The following is a 15,290-nucleotide window of genomic DNA, read 5'->3' on the forward strand; positions in this document are numbered from 1 at the left end:
CCCAGCCGCGTTAGCTTTAGGACATCATTCGTATTGTGCCGCCCGGCAACTGACTTGAGGAGAGGTTCATGTCACTGCAGCAGGAAATCATTGAAGCCTTAGGCGTTAAACCCGTTATCGATCCCCAGCAGGAAATCCGCGTCAGCGTTGATTTTTTAAAGTCGTACCTGAAAACCAATCCGGGGATCAAAACCCTGGTGCTCGGTATCAGCGGCGGTCAGGACTCCACGCTGACCGGTATCCTGTCGCAGACCGCCATCCGCGAACTGCGTGAAGAAACCGGGGATCAGGACTACACCTTTATCGCCGTGCGCCTGCCGTATGGCGTGCAGGCAGATGAACAGGATTGTCAGGATGCGCTGGCGTTTATCCAGCCGGACCGTTCGCTGGTGGTCAACATCAAAGAAGCGGTGCTGGCCAGTGAGCGCGCCTTGCAGGACGCGGGCATTACCCTTTCCGATTACATTCGCGGCAACGAAAAAGCGCGCGAACGAATGAAAGCGCAATATAGCATTGCCGGAATGACCAAAGGCGTGGTGGTAGGTACCGACCATGCGGCAGAAGCGGTCACCGGTTTCTTCACCAAATACGGTGATGGCGGCAGCGACATCAACCCGATTTTCCGTCTGAATAAAGGCCAGGGTAAACAGTTGCTGAAGCTGCTGGGCTGCCCGGAGCATCTCTACCTGAAGCATCCCACTGCCGACCTCGAAGACGATCGTCCTGGCCTGCAGGATGAAGTGGCACTCGGTGTGACCTATCTGCAGATTGATGCCTACCTGGAAGGGAAAACCATCGATGCCGCTGCGGCTAAAACCATCGAAAGCTGGTATCTGAAAACTGAACACAAACGTCGCCCACCGATTACCGTGTTCGACGATTTCTGGAAAAAATAACCCCATCCGGCGTTTTCCACCCTGGACGGAAAACGCCTTTCTCAGCCTCATTTGAAACGTTGCTATGCTTGCAAATTTACCGCGTGCCACCCTGGTAGGGCTGAGCGCGATTTTACTCTGGAGCACCACCGTTGGTCTGTTACGCAGCGTCAGTGAAGCCTTTGGTGCGACGGGCGGGGCAGCATTGATTTACACCACTACCGCCGTATTGTTATGCCTGACGCGCGGCCTGCCGGATTTGCGTCAGCTTCCTGCACGTTATCTGTGGGGTGGCGGGGTGCTGTTCGTTGGCTATGAAATCTGCCTCGCACTGGCGATTGGTCTGGCACAGGATCGCGCTCAATCGCTGGAACTGGGGATGATCAACTATCTCTGGCCGTGCCTGACGATTGTGTTCGCTATTCCGATGAATCAACAGCGGTTTCGTGTGTGGTTATGGCCGGGGTTACTGTTGTCACTGGCGGGTATTATCTGGGTGTTGCAAAGCGGCGGAAGCAGTTCACTCAGCCAACTCGGACATAACCTGCTCAGCAATCCGCTGGCTTATGGGCTGGCATTTATCGCCGCGATCGCCTGGGGGCTGTACAACAATGTAACGCGTCGATACGCCAGCGGCAAAAGCGGCGTCAATCTGTTCTTTGTCATCACTGCGCTGGCGTTGTGGATCAAATTTATTGTGACGGAAGATTTCAGTTCGCTGCATTTCAGCCTGATTCCGGCGCTTGAGGTGCTGTTTATGGGGATATCGACCGCCGTTGCCTATTCAGCCTGGAACCACGGCATCCAGCACGGCAACCTGACGCTGCTGGCGACCGCCTCCTACTTCACCCCGGTGCTGTCTGCCTTGCTGGCCTCGCTGTGGCTGGGTCTGACGCCCTCGCTGGCCTTCTGGCAGGGCGTGTTAATGATCACCCTGGGTTCACTGGTTTGCTGGCTGGCAACGCGCCGCCTGTCGTCGCTGGCGAGAAAAACGCCCGGCTGATATACTGGATAGGTAACCAGTAATCGGAGTGTTCTTTGGTCAGACAATCCACCCGCAGCCGCCTCGAATTTGATGCGGCGGCCATTTATCAATATCCCGAACATTTACGTCAGTGGCTGGAAGGTTTACCCAACCAGCCCGGCGTCTATGTTTTCCACGGCGAGAGTGACAGCCTGCCGCTGTATATCGGTAAGAGCGTCAATCTGCGCAGCCGCGTGATGTCCCATTTCCGCACCCCCGATGAAGCCAGCATGCTGCGCCAGGCCCGGCGGGTCAGCTGGATCCCAACGGCGGGTGATCTCGGCGCGCAGTTGCTGGAAGCGCAGATGATCAAAACGCAACAGCCGTTATTTAATAAACGTCTGCGAAAAAACCGCCAGCTTTGCTCGCTCCAGCTGAGCGATGCCGCCCCGCAGGTGGTTTATGCCCGCGATCTCGATTTTTCATCTTCCCCCAATTTGTATGGCCTGTTTCGCAGCCGCCATGCGGCGCTGGAAAAACTGAAAAGCATCGCCGATGAACAACGACTGTGCCACGGCTTGCTCGGTCTGGAGAGTCTGCGCAGCGGTCGGGGGTGTTTTCGTGCTGCGCTGAAACGCTGCGCCGGAGCCTGCTGTGGTCACGAGACGATCAGCGCGCATCAACAGCGTTTGCAGTCGGCGCTGGAGGATTTACGCGTAGTGTGCTGGCCATGGCCAGGCGCCGTCGGCATGGTCGAACGTGGAGAGGGGATGACGCAGATCCATGTGATTGATCACTGGTTCTGGCTGGGTTCGGTGAGCAGCGAAGAAGAAGCACGCCAGCTACAGCGGGCATCACAGGGCTTTGATCACGATGGCTATAAAATTCTCTGCCGCCCGTTGTTGTCGGGCGATTACCCATTGATTCCGCTGTAAAAACAAAACCGCCGACGCTGCCCAAAGCACCTGGTGCGATGGACAACGTCGGCGGTCTCAAACCGTCAGGCTAAATGGATTATTCGCCATCAGCCGGTGGTGGTGGCATTTTACCGTCGTGCGGGCCTTTCTCTGTCAGACGTTTCTCAAAATTGGCGTTGAACTGTTTTTTCTGTTCAGACGTCAAGACGTTATAGAGTTTGTTCTGGGTTTCCATCATCGCCACGGCGCGGTCTTTCGCGTTGGCGGTCATTTTCTCTGCCTGCACTTCGGCTTTCGCACGGTCGAAGCTGTCAGACGCAATGATGGCGTGGTTAGCGCGGCGCTCTTCCAGCGACGGGCGTTTAAAGTCTTTATGGCTTTCACGCATGATGTCATGCATCTGCTTTTTCTGTGCGTCGGTCAGGTTCAGACCCTTGAACATCATGTTCATGCCACCATGGCGCATCATCGGCGGCTTATGCATGGGTTTCTCGCTGCCGGCTGGCGGAGGCGTCAGGTTGTCTGCCGCAGCATGGACGATATTGGCAGCACCGAGAGCCATCGCGGTAGCCAGGAAGAGGGAAGTCAGTTTACGCATAATATTGTCCTTACTTTTCAGTTTCATGACGACAGCCTGTGTCGCGTCTTCGGAAACAAGCATACGACGCTGAACGTCAACTACTCAGAGGCTGAGTAAAGCCCTGAAAGCATAAAAGACAGATATCAGGCGATCATGGAGAGATTGAGAAGAAATGCGTGAGGAATTGCAAAAGAGTATGACAAATAAGGTAAAAAACGCAGGAATTAAGGAGGAGTGTAACGTTATTGTCGGTAAAACGAAAGGGTGCAGCGCGATAAATCACGCTGCTACGGCCAGGTGCGATCGTTACAACGCCAGCGCCTGGGTCTGTTCATTCTCTTCCACCAGCATCAGGCCAGCGCGTAAACCCGGTGCCACATTGGGATTGGGAAACAGCACATATTCACGTGCCTGCTGCACGTAATAACGGGTGTCCCCCTCCTCCGCCAGCAGGGTACCTTGCGGAAAGGCGGTAAAATTCAGGGTTTCCGGCCCCATGTGCAACACAAAATCTTCCCCATGTCGGGTAATTTGCTGGGCAACACGATAATGACGAGGTGACGCCTCGATCGCCGGCAACACATCACCGTATAACAACGCCGCCAGTGCCTGCTGTGCCGCACTGAACTGGGTAAGATCATTTTCGCCAAACGGCAGCGCTTTACCCAGTTCCAGCGTACAGCTGGCCGCAGAGAAATGTTCACAGCTGAAATGGGTAAAAGTACCGCCAGGTGAACGATGGAACACCAGCGCTTCCAGACCCGCCGCCGCCAGCCAGTGCATAAAGTCATCCGGCCACGGACGCAGATTTTGTGGCATCACACCAAAGCGGGCATGATACGAACCGCGAATCGCGGTATGCAGATCGAGATGCCAGCGCGTCTCAGAGCCGATGCAGTTACGCCAGAAGGTTTCCAGTGCCTGTTCCAACCGCATCGCACGTCGCGCTTCCGCTACGTCAGATACCTGCTGCCAGCGGCCACCAAATAACCGATTGATATCATATTGCTGATAGCGCTTGCCGCTACGCAGCGCCTGTGGATTCCCCAGCAACACCAGCAGGCGCACCGCCAGCGGTTTTTCTCCCCGCAGCAGGGGCGTGAGCAGCAGGTTAAGGATCTCAACCGGGGCGGTTTCATTACCGTGGATCCCCGCCGACAGTACCAACGCCTGAGACGTCGGTGCGTGCGGGGTTAAGGACAGAATGCCCTCATCAAGCCACTGCCAGCTCAGGTGGGCATTTTTCCCCTGACGTTCCTGCGGCACCCGGCCAGACAGTGTTTGTTGTAAAAAATCCTGCATTCTCTCTCCTTACGTAAAGCCAGGGGCGAAATATTCGCCCCCGACATTAGCGCTGAAACGCGTAGACACTGCCTAAGTCTAGCAGCTGTGTCAGTTCATCCAGCGCCGTGCGTCCTTCACGTAACAGTTGCGGATCGGCCAGGTCCGCCTGGGTTAAGCGATCACGATAATGACGATCGACCCAGTCATTCAGGGTGGCAAACAGGCGATCGTTCATCAGTACCGCTGGATTCAGTGCCTGACGCTCCGCTTCAGTCAGCACCACACGCAAACGCAGACACGCCGGACCGCCGCCGTTGTACATACTTTCACGCAGGTCGAAAACCTTCAGTTCGCGAATTGGCCCGCCGCTCGCCACCAGCTCGGTCAGATAACGCCAGACGCCGCTGTGCTGACGCGACTCTTCCGGCAGCACCAGCAGCATGCCGCCATCGGCGCGCTGCAACAGCTGGCTGTTGAATAGATAAGTATTCACCGCATCGGCCACGGAAACCTTGCTGCCCGGCACTTCAATCGCGCAGAAACCCGGCACCCGAGACACTAAATCGGCGAGCAGCTGTGGCTGATTGACGAACGCCTCTTCATGGCAAAACAGCACCTGCTGATTACTGACGGCGATCACATCGTTATGGAACACTCCCTGGTCAATCACGCGCGGATTTTGCTGCGCGAAAACCGTCCGCTCCGCGTTGAGCTGATGCAGACGCGCCACCGCCTCACTGGCTTCACGCGTCTGCCGCGCCGGATAACGCGCCGGTTCAGCCCCCGGCTGCTTCCCGTCACGACCATAAATAAACAGCTGGACCCCGGCGTCACCATAAGCCGCACCGAAGCGGTTATGGTTAGCCGCGCCTTCATCACCAAAGAGTGCGACCTGCGGCAGCGCATCATGCACGCTGAAGTGTTGCGGATCGCGAAAGATCGCCCGCAGCAAATCGGCGGTTTCCGGCGCTTCAATCGCGCGATGAAACTTGTTGTTGAGATTGGCAACGGTGAAATGCACACGGCCGTCGGCGCTGTCGGCGGAGGGAGAAACCGTCGCAGCATTGGCGACCCACATCGCCGACGCTGAACTGGCTGCCGACAGCAGTTGTGGCGCCTGCTTTGCCGCCTGGGCCAGTACCTGCTCATCGCTTCCGCTGAATCCGAGCTGACGCAGTAACGGCAGATTGGGCCGCTCATGTGGCGGGATTACCCCCTGCACATAGCCCATATCCGCCAGCGCTTTCATTTTCAGCAGTCCCTGTTTCGCCGCCAGACGCGGGTTCGAGGGTTGCAGCTGATTGCGCGTCGAAGCTTCGTTACCAAACGACAATCCGGCGTAATGATGCGTCAGGCCGACCAGGCCATCAAAGTTAGCTTCGAACGCATTCATTCAGAGGCCTCCGTCGCAGAAAAATCGAGGCCCGGCGATAAACTGCCCGGCAGATTAAGGTTGGGACTTTCCAGCGATGCCATTGGCCAGGCGCAATAATCCGCCGCATACCAGGCGCTGGCACGGTGGTTACCAGAGGCACCAACGCCGCCAAACGGAGCAGAGCTGGCCGCCCCGGTCAGTGGTTTGTTCCAGTTAACAATGCCAGCGCACGCTTCCAGCAGCAGTTGATCGAACTGCGCGCGCTGCGGAGAAATCAGGCCACAGGAGAGACCATAACGCGTCTGATTGGCGAGACGAATCGCCTGTTCAAAGCTGTCATAGCGCACCACCTGCAACAGCGGGCCGAAGACTTCTTCATCCGGTAATGCACGGACATCGGTCATATCAATGATGCCCGGCGTGATGATGGCGCTGTCGCGATCCGGCCAGTGCATACCCAGCAGCACTTTCCCGCCCATATCCACCCGCTTCTGCCAGGCAGCAAAGATCTGTCCGGCCGCAGCCGGGGAGATCACACTACCCATAAACGGCTGAGGTTCAGCATTCCAGGCCGCAGGGTGTAAACGGCCACTCACTTCTACCAGACGTTGCAGAAACGCATCACCCGCCGCTCCGCGTTTCACCAGTAAGCGGCGCGCACAGGTGCAACGCTGCCCGGCGGTGATAAACGCCGACTGAATAGCGATATGCACCGCACCGTCGATATCAGCCGGATCCTCAACAATCAGGGCATTGTTACCGCCCATCTCCAGCGCCAGCATTTTCTCCGGCTGCCCGGCAAACTGCTTATGCAGGTGATAGCCCGTTGCGGCACTGCCGGTAAACAGCAGGCCATCAATCTGGCTTTCCGCCGCCAGTGCCTGCCCGGTGTCACGACCGCCCTGCACCATACCGAGTACCCCGGCAGGGATGCCCGCTTTCTGCCACAGCTGCACAGTTTTTTCTGCGGTCATTGGCGTCAGTTCACTGGGTTTGAACACCACGCAGTTACCTGCCAGCAGCGCCGGTACAATATGACCATTCGGCAAATGACCGGGAAAGTTATAAGGGCCAAATACCGCCAGCACCCCATGCGGACGATGGCGCAACGAGCTTTCACCCTCAGCCTGCTCGCCGGTGCGGGTATGGTAGGCCTTCACGGAAATAGCGATTTTGTTGATCATCGCCTGGACTTCAGTCAGCGTTTCCCAGCGGGGTTTACCGGTTTCGCAGGCGATGGTTGCCGCCAGTTCGTTCTTATGGGCTTCCAGCTGGCGACCAAATGCCTCCACCAGCGCCTGGCGCTCGGCAAAGGTTTTGCGCGCCCAGTGCGGAAACGCGGCACGCGCCGCTTCGCAAGCGGCGGCGACCTGAGACGCCGATGCCGATTTGCCCTGCCAAAGGGTTTCACCGCTGACCGGGTTTTGTTTGCTGAAGGCGTCTGCGCCACCGGTCAACCATTGACCATTAATAAAATGCGTCATGCTTTTTTCTCCTCGCGACCGAGCGTCACAACACGCAGGTTGTCGCCATAGCCACAGCACAGCGCATCACGCTGGCTGTCGTTGAGGCGCACGCGACCAGAGGCGATATCCACCGGCAACAGCGCAACACGAAATTGTTGATAATTAAGGTTCGCCACCAGACACAGCGGCCATTCGTCGCTGGCTTCTCCGGCTACCGCCGTCAGCAGCTGGCTTTTACGGATGGCGCGGATGCGGTCGATTTCGCACTCCAGCGTCGGGCCGCCGTCAAAAATATCGACATAGTTGAGGTAGCGAAACCCTTCGGCTTCCAGCACCGCCCGCGCAGGCGCAGTTTTGGGATGGGTCACTCCAATCACCTGTTGTGCGGCTTCGCTCAGGTAATGGATGTACAACGGATGCTTCGGCATCAGTTCAGCGATAAAGGCTTTCTGCCCGGTGCCGCTAAGGAAGTCAGCTTTGCTGAACTCCATTGAGAAAAAGCGGCTGCCAACACTATCCCAGAACGGCGAATGGCCGTTTTCATCGCTGACCCCGCGCATTTCCGCCACCACATGCTGCATAAAACGGTTGCGGAAATTAGCCATAAACAGAAAACGCGATTTGGACAGCAGGTAGCCATTCTTACCATCGCGATAATCAGGATCGAGAAACAAGGTGCACAGCTCACTGCTGCCGGTATGGTCGTTACTCAGCGACAGCGTTGGCAGGCTGGCATAGACATTCAACTCTTTTGACGCATGCACCTGCGTACCCACACGAAAGTTGTACCAGGGATCCTGTAACCCCACGGCCACCTCAATCGCGCAAATCCCCACCGCACGATTATCCTCGCTGTCAGCCAGCACAAACACATAGCCCTGTTCGGCACGCGGCAGAGCGTCCTGCCACGTCAGCAATGAGCGTTCGATACGGGCCTGCAGGGTATGGCTATCCGCCGGCAGCGACGTCAGGCCGCCACCGGTTTTGCCCGCCAGCGACAGCAACTGCGCCAGGTCGTCACGTTCGACGGGACGGATTACCATCATAATGCTGCTCCTTTGAGCACGCGTTCACAGGCACGGGCGAAACGCGCCAGCCCTTCTTTCGCTTCCTGCTCACTGATATTGAGCGCCGGGGCGAAGCGCACCACGCTGGCACCGGCAATCAATACCATGACACCTTCTTCCGCTGCGGCCAGATTGAACTGTTTGGCTTTACCGGCGAAATCGTCGTTCAGCACCGCGCCAATCAACAGACCAAGTCCACGGATTTCCTTAAACAGCGGCAGACGTTGATTCAGTTCTTCCAGGGCGTCAACAAACCACTGATGGCGTTCACTCACCCCGGCCATAAAGGCGGGCTGGTTAATCAGCTCCATCACTTTGCCCCCGACCGCGCCAGCCAGCGGGTTGCCGCCATAGGTGGTGCCGTGGGTACCCACTCCCATCACCAGTGCCAGGTCCTCACGCGTCAGCATCGCGCCGATCGGGAATCCACCACCCAGAGCTTTGGCGGTAGTGAGGACATCCGGGGTCACGCCGTAGTGCATATAAGCATAAAGCGAACCGGTACGGCCTACGCCGCTTTGGACTTCGTCGAAAATCAGTACGGCATGATGTTGGTCACAGAGTGCACGCAGGCCACGCAGGAACGCAGGATCAGCCGGTACCACGCCGCCCTCACCCTGAATCGGTTCAACGATCACCGCACAGGTTTGGTCATTAATTAAGGCTGCCGCCGCAGCAAGATCGTTATACGGCGCATGCTGGATATCCGGCGGCAGCGGCGCAAAATCGCGGGAATAAGCAGGCTGACCACCCGCCGAGACGGTAAATAAGGTGCGACCATGGAAGGCGTTATTAAAAGCAACGATTCCGCTTTTTTCTGCACCGAAGCGGTCATGAGCCGCTTTACGCGCCAGCTTCAACGCCGCTTCATTGGCTTCAGCACCGGAGTTACAGAAAAACACGCGGTCAGCAAAGGTGGCATCAATCAGTTGTTTTGCCAGACGCAGGATAGGTTCATTGGTGTAGCCGTTACCGGTATGCCACAGTTTGCTGGCCTGTTCCTGCAACGCCTGTTGCAGTGCCGGATGCGCATGTCCCAGCGCATTGACGGCAATTCCTCCGGCGAAATCGATATAATCCTTACCCTGCTGATCCCAGAGTGTTGAACCTTCAGCGCGCACCGGAACAAACGCGGCGGGAGCATAAACTGGCATCATCCATTGATCGAAATCGTGACGTGAAACCTGCATTGACATAACCCTTCTCCTGCTCCACTTAACGTGAAGCCATTGTTTTAAAAATGTTAAAAACTAGTAACCCTCGACTTAACTGTATATTGCAGTAACCGTGCCAGCCAGAGGAAAAAATGCATAAATGGATTCATGCAACGAAATATCAATGAGTTACGCCATGTCACTATTCACTTTAAATGCATAAAAAGTGAATATCAGTCTGATGGCGTCTATATGTCAGAGAATTCTTAAGAGGATTTATGCATTCACAAAATGAAATATTGCTTTTGTGACCAGCCAGCAAATATTTCGCCAGTGCGAGGCAAAGAAAGCACCAATTCAGGGCGCAATGATCACTTATGGTGCGTAATGGCACGATATTAGTGCGCGAAAACGCCCCATTGAACTGGCTATTTTTAATACAGATTTTAACAAACAAATAACGCCATTGCGGTTATTTTCGCCATTGTGGAATGGCGCGAGGATGGAAAGTTTTATAGTGACTAAGGTTATTATAATTTCAGAAATAAACAGAAACAGCGTATTTATAGAAAAAGTGATCAGGCTAACTATTAGGTGACTTCGCTAATATGTTATTGAACAAAATCACATAGACAGATCCTATATACGGACATTATAAAATCAAATAACATGGCAAAGTAGAAAAACAATAAAATGATTAATTTCATTCACTTAGTTATTTTAAATTCATGATTTCGGTTATGTTCACAGATAAGTAAAAACAATAACCATTTCCATATATTGGAATACGTGAACGACATTCGCACAAAAAGCCAACATGAAATAATTTGTTACATTTATTGCACTTTCGATCTTGAACCTTTTGTGTCATTTTCGTTTCGCCCCATAGCAGGGCAACAATTAAAAAATAACATAGGGTAAAAATTAAATGATGAAGCGTTCTTTACTGGCAGCAGTAATGCCGTTACTGCTGGGACTTTCTACTGCTCACGCCGCGGAAATCTATAACAAAGATGGCAACAAACTTGACCTGGTCGGGAAAATCAACGTTTCACACCTGTTTTCTGATGATGACAACAACAACGGTGAAACTTCCTCTTACACCCGTCTGGGTTTCAAAGGCGAAACCAAAATTACTGACCAGCTGACCGGCTATGGTTTCTGGCAGTATCAGTACAGCTTGAGCAACTCCGAAGGCGGTACTGATTCACAAACCGGTAACCGTACCCGTCTGGGTTACGCAGGTCTGAAATATGGTGAGTTCGGCTCACTGGACTACGGCCGTAACTACGGTCTGGTTTATGACGTGCTGGGCTACACCGATATGCTGCCGTTCTTCGGCGGTGACTCAGGTTACACCGACGCCTTCCTGTCTGGCCGCTCTACTGGCGTGCTGACCTGGCGTAACAAAGATTTCTTCGGTCTGGTTAAAGGCCTGAACGTTGCTGCTCAGTACGAAGGCAAAAACGACCGCACCGATTATTCTACCATCGCGGTACGCCGTTCGAATGGTGATGGTTTCGCCCTTTCGACTTCTTACGATTTCGACTTCGGCCTGAGCCTGGTTGGTGCTTACGCCAGCCTCGATCGTACTGAGACGCAGAATGCCGCTACCCGTGGTCACGGTGATAAAGCGCAGCATTGGGCAACCGGTATCAAATACGACGCTAATCAGATCTATCTGGCGACCATGTACGGTCAGACCATGAATGCCACGCCGATTTCTGGTGGCTTCGCCAACAAAGCGGTGAACTTCGAAGCGGTTGCCCAGTATCAGTTCCTGAACGGTTTCCGTCCGTCTGTGGGCTACGTGTCTTCGAAAGGTAAAGACATTGAGAGCATCGGCGATGCGGACATCATCAAGTACACCTCAATTGGTGCAACTTACTACTTCAACAAAAACATGTCTGCTTATGCGGAATACCGCATCAACCTGTTGAAGGACAACAACCCGCTGGGTCTGGCTACCGACGACATCACTGCTGTGGGTCTGGTGTACCAGTTCTAAGTTGGTTTACCCTCATTGTCGTCCGGCCCGTGTCAACCGGACGTCCCCAAAGGGCAGCGTAAGCTGCCCTTTTCTTTTACGGCTCCAGCACATCAAAACGTGTGCCTTCGGTTTGATTCAGCGTGAACGGTTGTTGCAGCTGTAACGTGATCCAGTTAGATGTCACACGATTATGCTTACTGTCCTCCAGCGTTACCGCGAGGCGATAATGATTGCTCGCCCCTGGCGTGTTGTCCCACGCGGGCATAATGATGCTCCATCCCTGGGGATCATTCGGGTTGGCTGGCGGGGTAAGACTCAGCGCCTGGGTATCGCCCTGCCAGCTGACCGCAATGATCGGATTGACCGAGTGGATTTGCAGCTTCAACGGTAAACTTTCACTCCCGTTCAGCTGCCACGGCGGTGTGGCAAGAAATACCGCCAGCGTTTTGCGCTGCCGGTACTCCATCACCGGCGTGTAATTACGCGTGACTGTGTCGTAGCGGCTACCGCGAAGCGAGCGGGCAGCGGCCACATTAGCGGCATCCAGCTGCTGGCTTAAGGCCACGCCAAAACGATAATTCAGCCGCAGGCCGAACTGGTCCTGACTCTCCCCTTCACTGCCGGTTTTGTGGCTGGCGGAGACGGTAACCAGCGGCACCGGCGTGTAGGAAAGACCGAAGGTCAGTGCCGAGGGGTTGTGATAGCGGGTGCCTGAATTAAACAGATCCACATCCTGCCCCAGATACTGTTCCCAGCTGACCGAGACGCCGAGCTGACGATAAAACGGCAGATACCCCTGAGTCGTAAAATCATAGCCACGCGCCATGCGTTGCTGCTGATTAGGATCGCCGTTGTGCCAGCCTGAAAGCGGGTAATAATAGTTAGCAGAAAAACGCAGATAATCCGCCCAGGCCTCCGTACCCAGCGAACCGCGTTGCAAACTGCTATCGAACATATGATCGACAAACGCGTTGTAGCCGAGCAACCAGCTACCGGCCACCCAGCGCTGGCCCAGCCCGGCGTTGGCCACCAGGCCGTCATCCGTCTGATGAAATCCCAGCTGGCTAAAGGTGAGATAACGCTGGCGATCGGCCCAGGGTGTCAGCAATTCGGCACCACTGCCGGTAAAGTTGCCATCCATATCGACATTCAAATCAATCTGCGCAGTGCCATAAGGTGAGAGCATTGACTGTCCTTCGCTCTGCACCCGTTCTGCCACTTCATCGCGGAAATGGTTAAATGCCCAGACGCCCGCCTGATGGCCAAAAGTGGTATCGCTGCTGCTCTCGCTCGCCTCGCCGATGCTTTTCGCCATATCTGCCAGCTTTTTCGCGAGGTTTTCACTGTCAGCCTGGTAACCAAGGGCGGGTAAATCATCGGCCATCTTCACGAAATGCGCCGCGTCATCAAATGGGGTAGCGGAAATATTGTTGTCAGGCATCAGCGCCTGGGCAGTAGGCACAGCCATAAGCAGTGCCGCAGCACCGAGGGTAAAACGCAGGAATTGAGGTATCAAAACAGCTGGTAACATAACGAAATCGGGTTCAATTCAGATAAAAATTAGAGGTCTCTCACAAAACAGCGTAAAGATAACCTTAACATATTTCTCAATTTCCGCAGTGTCACTCTGTCTGAATAGCCGATTTGATGTCGTGCAATATTTGCCTGGTCGGCATAAATGCCGACCCGACATTTGTCACGTGCGAATGCATTCGCACCGGGTGGATTGACGTTCAGGAAAAGATCAAACCACCGTCCACATTGATGGTTTGCCCGGTGATATAACGCGCATCATCCGATGCCAGAAATGCCACCAGCCCGGCAACGTCCTGCGGCTGTCCGGCACGTTTCAGTGGGATATTCTCCACCCACTCCGCCATCAGCTCGCCTTTGCCATATTGCTTCTTATCATTGCTGAGGATCTCGCCCCAGACGCGGTCGTTGTAATCCCACATTTCGCTCTCGATAATACCGGGGCAAAACGCGTTAACGGTGATGTGCCAGGGAGCCAGTTCCAGCGCCAGGCTTTGTGTAATGCCGATCACCCCCATCTTGCTGGCGGCGTAATGTGGCGTGTAGATAAACCCCTGCCGTCCCTGCCCGGATGAGGTATTGATCAGACTGCCGCTCCCCTGCTTCACCATATATTTTGCCGCTTCACGGCAACACAACCAGACGCCCGTGGTATTGACCGCCAGAATCTTTTCAAAGTCACTTTTCGGCATGCTGTCGAAGCGATCGATGGTGATCACCCCGGCGTTCTGGATCGAGACATCAATGCTGCCAAAACGCCCGACAGCCTGCTGATACAGCTGCTGCACTTCGGTTTCATTGGTAACATCCACCTGCAGTGCGAGGATCTCGCTGCCATATTCCTGCGTTAATTTTTCCGCCGTGGCAAATACCCGTTCGGCATTGGACACCATCACCAGCCGGGCACCGTCGCGGGCAAAACGTTCGGCGATGCCTGCCCCAATGCCGCGACAGGCCCCGGTAATCACCACTGTCTTTCCACTAAAATCGCGTGTCATATTGCCTCCTGTTATCCATGAGTGACTTCAGACAGGGCGGCTGATTGCTGCTTTTTTTCGTGTCTGCGCAGCAGCACCACCTTGCTTTGTAATTTTTGCTGGAACTGATCGATAACCACGGCCGTGACAATCACCAGACCTTTGATCACCATCTGCCAGAAATCGCTGACGCCCATCATCACCATGCCATCGGCAAGGAAGACGATAACGAAAGCGCCGATAATCGAGCCAGACACCCGGCCACGTCCGCCCGCCAGCGCCGTGCCGCCCAGCACCGTGGCCCCGATGGCATCCATCTCAAACATGTTGCCAGTCATCGGGTGCGCGGTTTGTAACTGTGATGCCACCACCAACCCCACCAACGCCGCACACAGACCAGAGAAGGCGTAGACAAACACCTTCACCTTGATGATCGGCACCCCGGCCAGCCGGGCGGCCGATTCATTACCGCCGGTGGCATAGATATAACGACCGAGCGGGGTTTTACGCGTCAGATAGAGGCCGAGCAGCAGGAAACCGACCATCAGCCAGATAGGGATATAGATGCCCAATACGGTGCCCGAACCCAGCAACGCAAAACCGGTATTACCCAGTTCCGGCATCCCCACCAGGTTGGCGTAAGTGCTGCCATCGTTAAACAGCAGCGCCGAGCCGCGTGCGACATACATCATGCCGAGGGTACAGATAAAGGGAGCCACACCCAGCCGTGTCACCACCGCGCCATTGATCAAACCGAGAGCGATACCGAACAACGCCACCAGCAGAATCACCTCCGGGACGTTGAAGAACATCACGTTACCGCCCCACAGCGGCAGTCCATTGGTGAGCAATGCACCGGCCACCATGCCGCAAATCCCGGCCACCGCCCCCACCGACAAATCAATGCCCCCGGTCAGGATAACCAGTGTCATGCCGATGGCCAGTAAGCCGGTGATCGCCACATGTTGTGTCATGATCAGCAGGTTGGAGGTGGTGAGAAAGTTCGGCACCATCAGGCTGAAGAAGCCAATAACGATCAGCAGGGCAATAAACGTGCGCGCCTTCAGCAAATACATATACAGCAGATATTTTTGATTCATTGTTTGCC

At 55.0% G+C, this 15,290-nt stretch carries 13 protein-coding genes; 4 read left to right on the forward strand and 9 right to left on the reverse strand.

The window, feature by feature from the left end:
- Window positions 1-68: 68 nt before the first annotated feature.
- The 3 genes from nadE (at window position 69) to cho (ending at window position 2,774) form a co-directional block, all read left to right on the forward strand.
- Window positions 69-896 carry an ammonia-dependent NAD(+) synthetase gene (gene nadE, locus RCF31_RS04645; protein ID WP_416412645.1) on the forward strand — a complete coding sequence of 276 codons (828 nt, stop codon included), beginning with the start codon at window positions 69-71 and terminating at the stop codon, window positions 894-896.
- A gap of 64 nt (window positions 897-960) precedes the next feature.
- Entirely contained in the window at window positions 961-1,878 is a 918-nt protein-coding gene (gene yddG / locus RCF31_RS04650; protein ID WP_416412646.1) for an aromatic amino acid DMT transporter YddG, read from the forward strand.
- 35 nt (window positions 1,879-1,913) lie between these two features.
- Window positions 1,914-2,774 carry an excinuclease Cho gene (gene cho / locus RCF31_RS04655; protein ID WP_416412647.1) on the forward strand — a complete coding sequence of 287 codons (861 nt, stop codon included), beginning with the start codon at window positions 1,914-1,916 and terminating at the stop codon, window positions 2,772-2,774.
- 79 nt (window positions 2,775-2,853) lie between these two features.
- On the opposite strand, the gene spy is transcribed toward cho, so the two are convergent.
- From spy to RCF31_RS04685, 6 genes are all read right to left on the reverse strand, one after another.
- Window positions 2,854-3,354, reverse strand: a complete 501-nt coding sequence (gene spy, locus RCF31_RS04660; protein ID WP_416412648.1) for an ATP-independent periplasmic protein-refolding chaperone Spy — start codon at window positions 3,352-3,354, stop codon at window positions 2,854-2,856.
- Between the two features lie 288 nt (window positions 3,355-3,642).
- Window positions 3,643-4,638, reverse strand: a complete 996-nt coding sequence (gene astE / locus RCF31_RS04665; protein ID WP_416412649.1) for a succinylglutamate desuccinylase — start codon at window positions 4,636-4,638, stop codon at window positions 3,643-3,645.
- A 46-nt stretch (window positions 4,639-4,684) separates the two neighbouring features.
- Window positions 4,685-6,013 (reverse strand): N-succinylarginine dihydrolase, encoded by a 1,329-nt coding sequence (astB, locus tag RCF31_RS04670; protein ID WP_416412650.1) that lies wholly within the window; start codon window positions 6,011-6,013, stop codon window positions 4,685-4,687.
- Window positions 6,010-7,479 carry a succinylglutamate-semialdehyde dehydrogenase gene (gene astD / locus RCF31_RS04675; RefSeq protein WP_416412651.1) on the reverse strand — a complete coding sequence of 490 codons (1,470 nt, stop codon included), beginning with the start codon at window positions 7,477-7,479 and terminating at the stop codon, window positions 6,010-6,012. Before astD ends, astB begins: the two co-directional genes overlap by 4 nt.
- The gene (gene astA / locus RCF31_RS04680; RefSeq protein WP_299452358.1) at window positions 7,476-8,507 is read right to left on the reverse strand and encodes an arginine N-succinyltransferase; all 1,032 of its coding nucleotides are present in this window, start codon (window positions 8,505-8,507) and stop codon (window positions 7,476-7,478) included. The genes astD and astA overlap by 4 nt, the downstream gene beginning before the upstream one ends.
- The gene (locus RCF31_RS04685; protein WP_313688092.1) at window positions 8,504-9,724 is read right to left on the reverse strand and encodes an aspartate aminotransferase family protein; all 1,221 of its coding nucleotides are present in this window, start codon (window positions 9,722-9,724) and stop codon (window positions 8,504-8,506) included. The genes astA and RCF31_RS04685 overlap by 4 nt, the downstream gene beginning before the upstream one ends.
- Window positions 9,725-10,610: 886 nt before the next feature.
- Between RCF31_RS04685 and RCF31_RS04690 the strand changes: the two genes are divergently transcribed.
- The gene (locus RCF31_RS04690) at window positions 10,611-11,690 is read left to right on the forward strand and encodes a porin (RefSeq protein WP_299452354.1); all 1,080 of its coding nucleotides are present in this window, start codon (window positions 10,611-10,613) and stop codon (window positions 11,688-11,690) included.
- A gap of 76 nt (window positions 11,691-11,766) precedes the next feature.
- On the opposite strand, the gene RCF31_RS04695 is transcribed toward RCF31_RS04690, so the two are convergent.
- The 3 genes from RCF31_RS04695 to RCF31_RS04705 all read right to left on the reverse strand — a co-directional run bounded on the left by RCF31_RS04695 (window position 11,767) and on the right by RCF31_RS04705 (window position 15,282).
- The gene (locus tag RCF31_RS04695; RefSeq protein ID WP_416412652.1) at window positions 11,767-13,203 is read right to left on the reverse strand and encodes a YchO/YchP family invasin; all 1,437 of its coding nucleotides are present in this window, start codon (window positions 13,201-13,203) and stop codon (window positions 11,767-11,769) included.
- A gap of 202 nt (window positions 13,204-13,405) precedes the next feature.
- Window positions 13,406-14,203 (reverse strand): glucose 1-dehydrogenase, encoded by a 798-nt coding sequence (locus tag RCF31_RS04700; RefSeq protein WP_299452351.1) that lies wholly within the window; start codon window positions 14,201-14,203, stop codon window positions 13,406-13,408.
- A gap of 11 nt (window positions 14,204-14,214) precedes the next feature.
- A complete protein-coding gene (locus tag RCF31_RS04705; RefSeq protein ID WP_299452350.1) occupies window positions 14,215-15,282 on the reverse strand; it encodes an ABC transporter permease in 1,068 nt (355 codons plus the stop codon).
- Window positions 15,283-15,290 lie beyond the last annotated feature (8 nt).

The sequence above is a fragment of the Pantoea sp. App145 genome (assembly GCF_047947045.1).
In the GTDB taxonomy this organism is placed as follows: Bacteria; Pseudomonadota; Gammaproteobacteria; order Enterobacterales; family Enterobacteriaceae; genus Pantoea.

Bases quoted from the DNA above. Each gene is read 5' to 3' on its own strand.
- astA (WP_299452358.1), bottom strand. From the start codon at position 8,507: ATGATGGTAATCCGTCCCGTCGAACGTGACGACCTGGCGCAGTTGCTG.
- astB (WP_416412650.1), bottom strand. From the start codon at position 6,013: ATGAATGCGTTCGAAGCTAACTTTGATGGCCTGGTCGGCCTGACGCAT.
- RCF31_RS04690 (WP_299452354.1), top strand. From the start codon at position 10,611: ATGATGAAGCGTTCTTTACTGGCAGCAGTAATGCCGTTACTGCTGGGA.
- nadE (WP_416412645.1), top strand. From the start codon at position 69: ATGTCACTGCAGCAGGAAATCATTGAAGCCTTAGGCGTTAAACCCGTT.
- astE (WP_416412649.1), bottom strand. From the start codon at position 4,638: ATGCAGGATTTTTTACAACAAACACTGTCTGGCCGGGTGCCGCAGGAA.
- spy (WP_416412648.1), bottom strand. From the start codon at position 3,354: ATGCGTAAACTGACTTCCCTCTTCCTGGCTACCGCGATGGCTCTCGGT.
- RCF31_RS04705 (WP_299452350.1), bottom strand. From the start codon at position 15,282: ATGAATCAAAAATATCTGCTGTATATGTATTTGCTGAAGGCGCGCACG.
- astD (WP_416412651.1), bottom strand. From the start codon at position 7,479: ATGACGCATTTTATTAATGGTCAATGGTTGACCGGTGGCGCAGACGCC.
- yddG (WP_416412646.1), top strand. From the start codon at position 961: ATGCTTGCAAATTTACCGCGTGCCACCCTGGTAGGGCTGAGCGCGATT.
- RCF31_RS04695 (WP_416412652.1), bottom strand. From the start codon at position 13,203: ATGTTACCAGCTGTTTTGATACCTCAATTCCTGCGTTTTACCCTCGGT.
- RCF31_RS04700 (WP_299452351.1), bottom strand. From the start codon at position 14,203: ATGACACGCGATTTTAGTGGAAAGACAGTGGTGATTACCGGGGCCTGT.
- RCF31_RS04685 (WP_313688092.1), bottom strand. From the start codon at position 9,724: ATGTCAATGCAGGTTTCACGTCACGATTTCGATCAATGGATGATGCCA.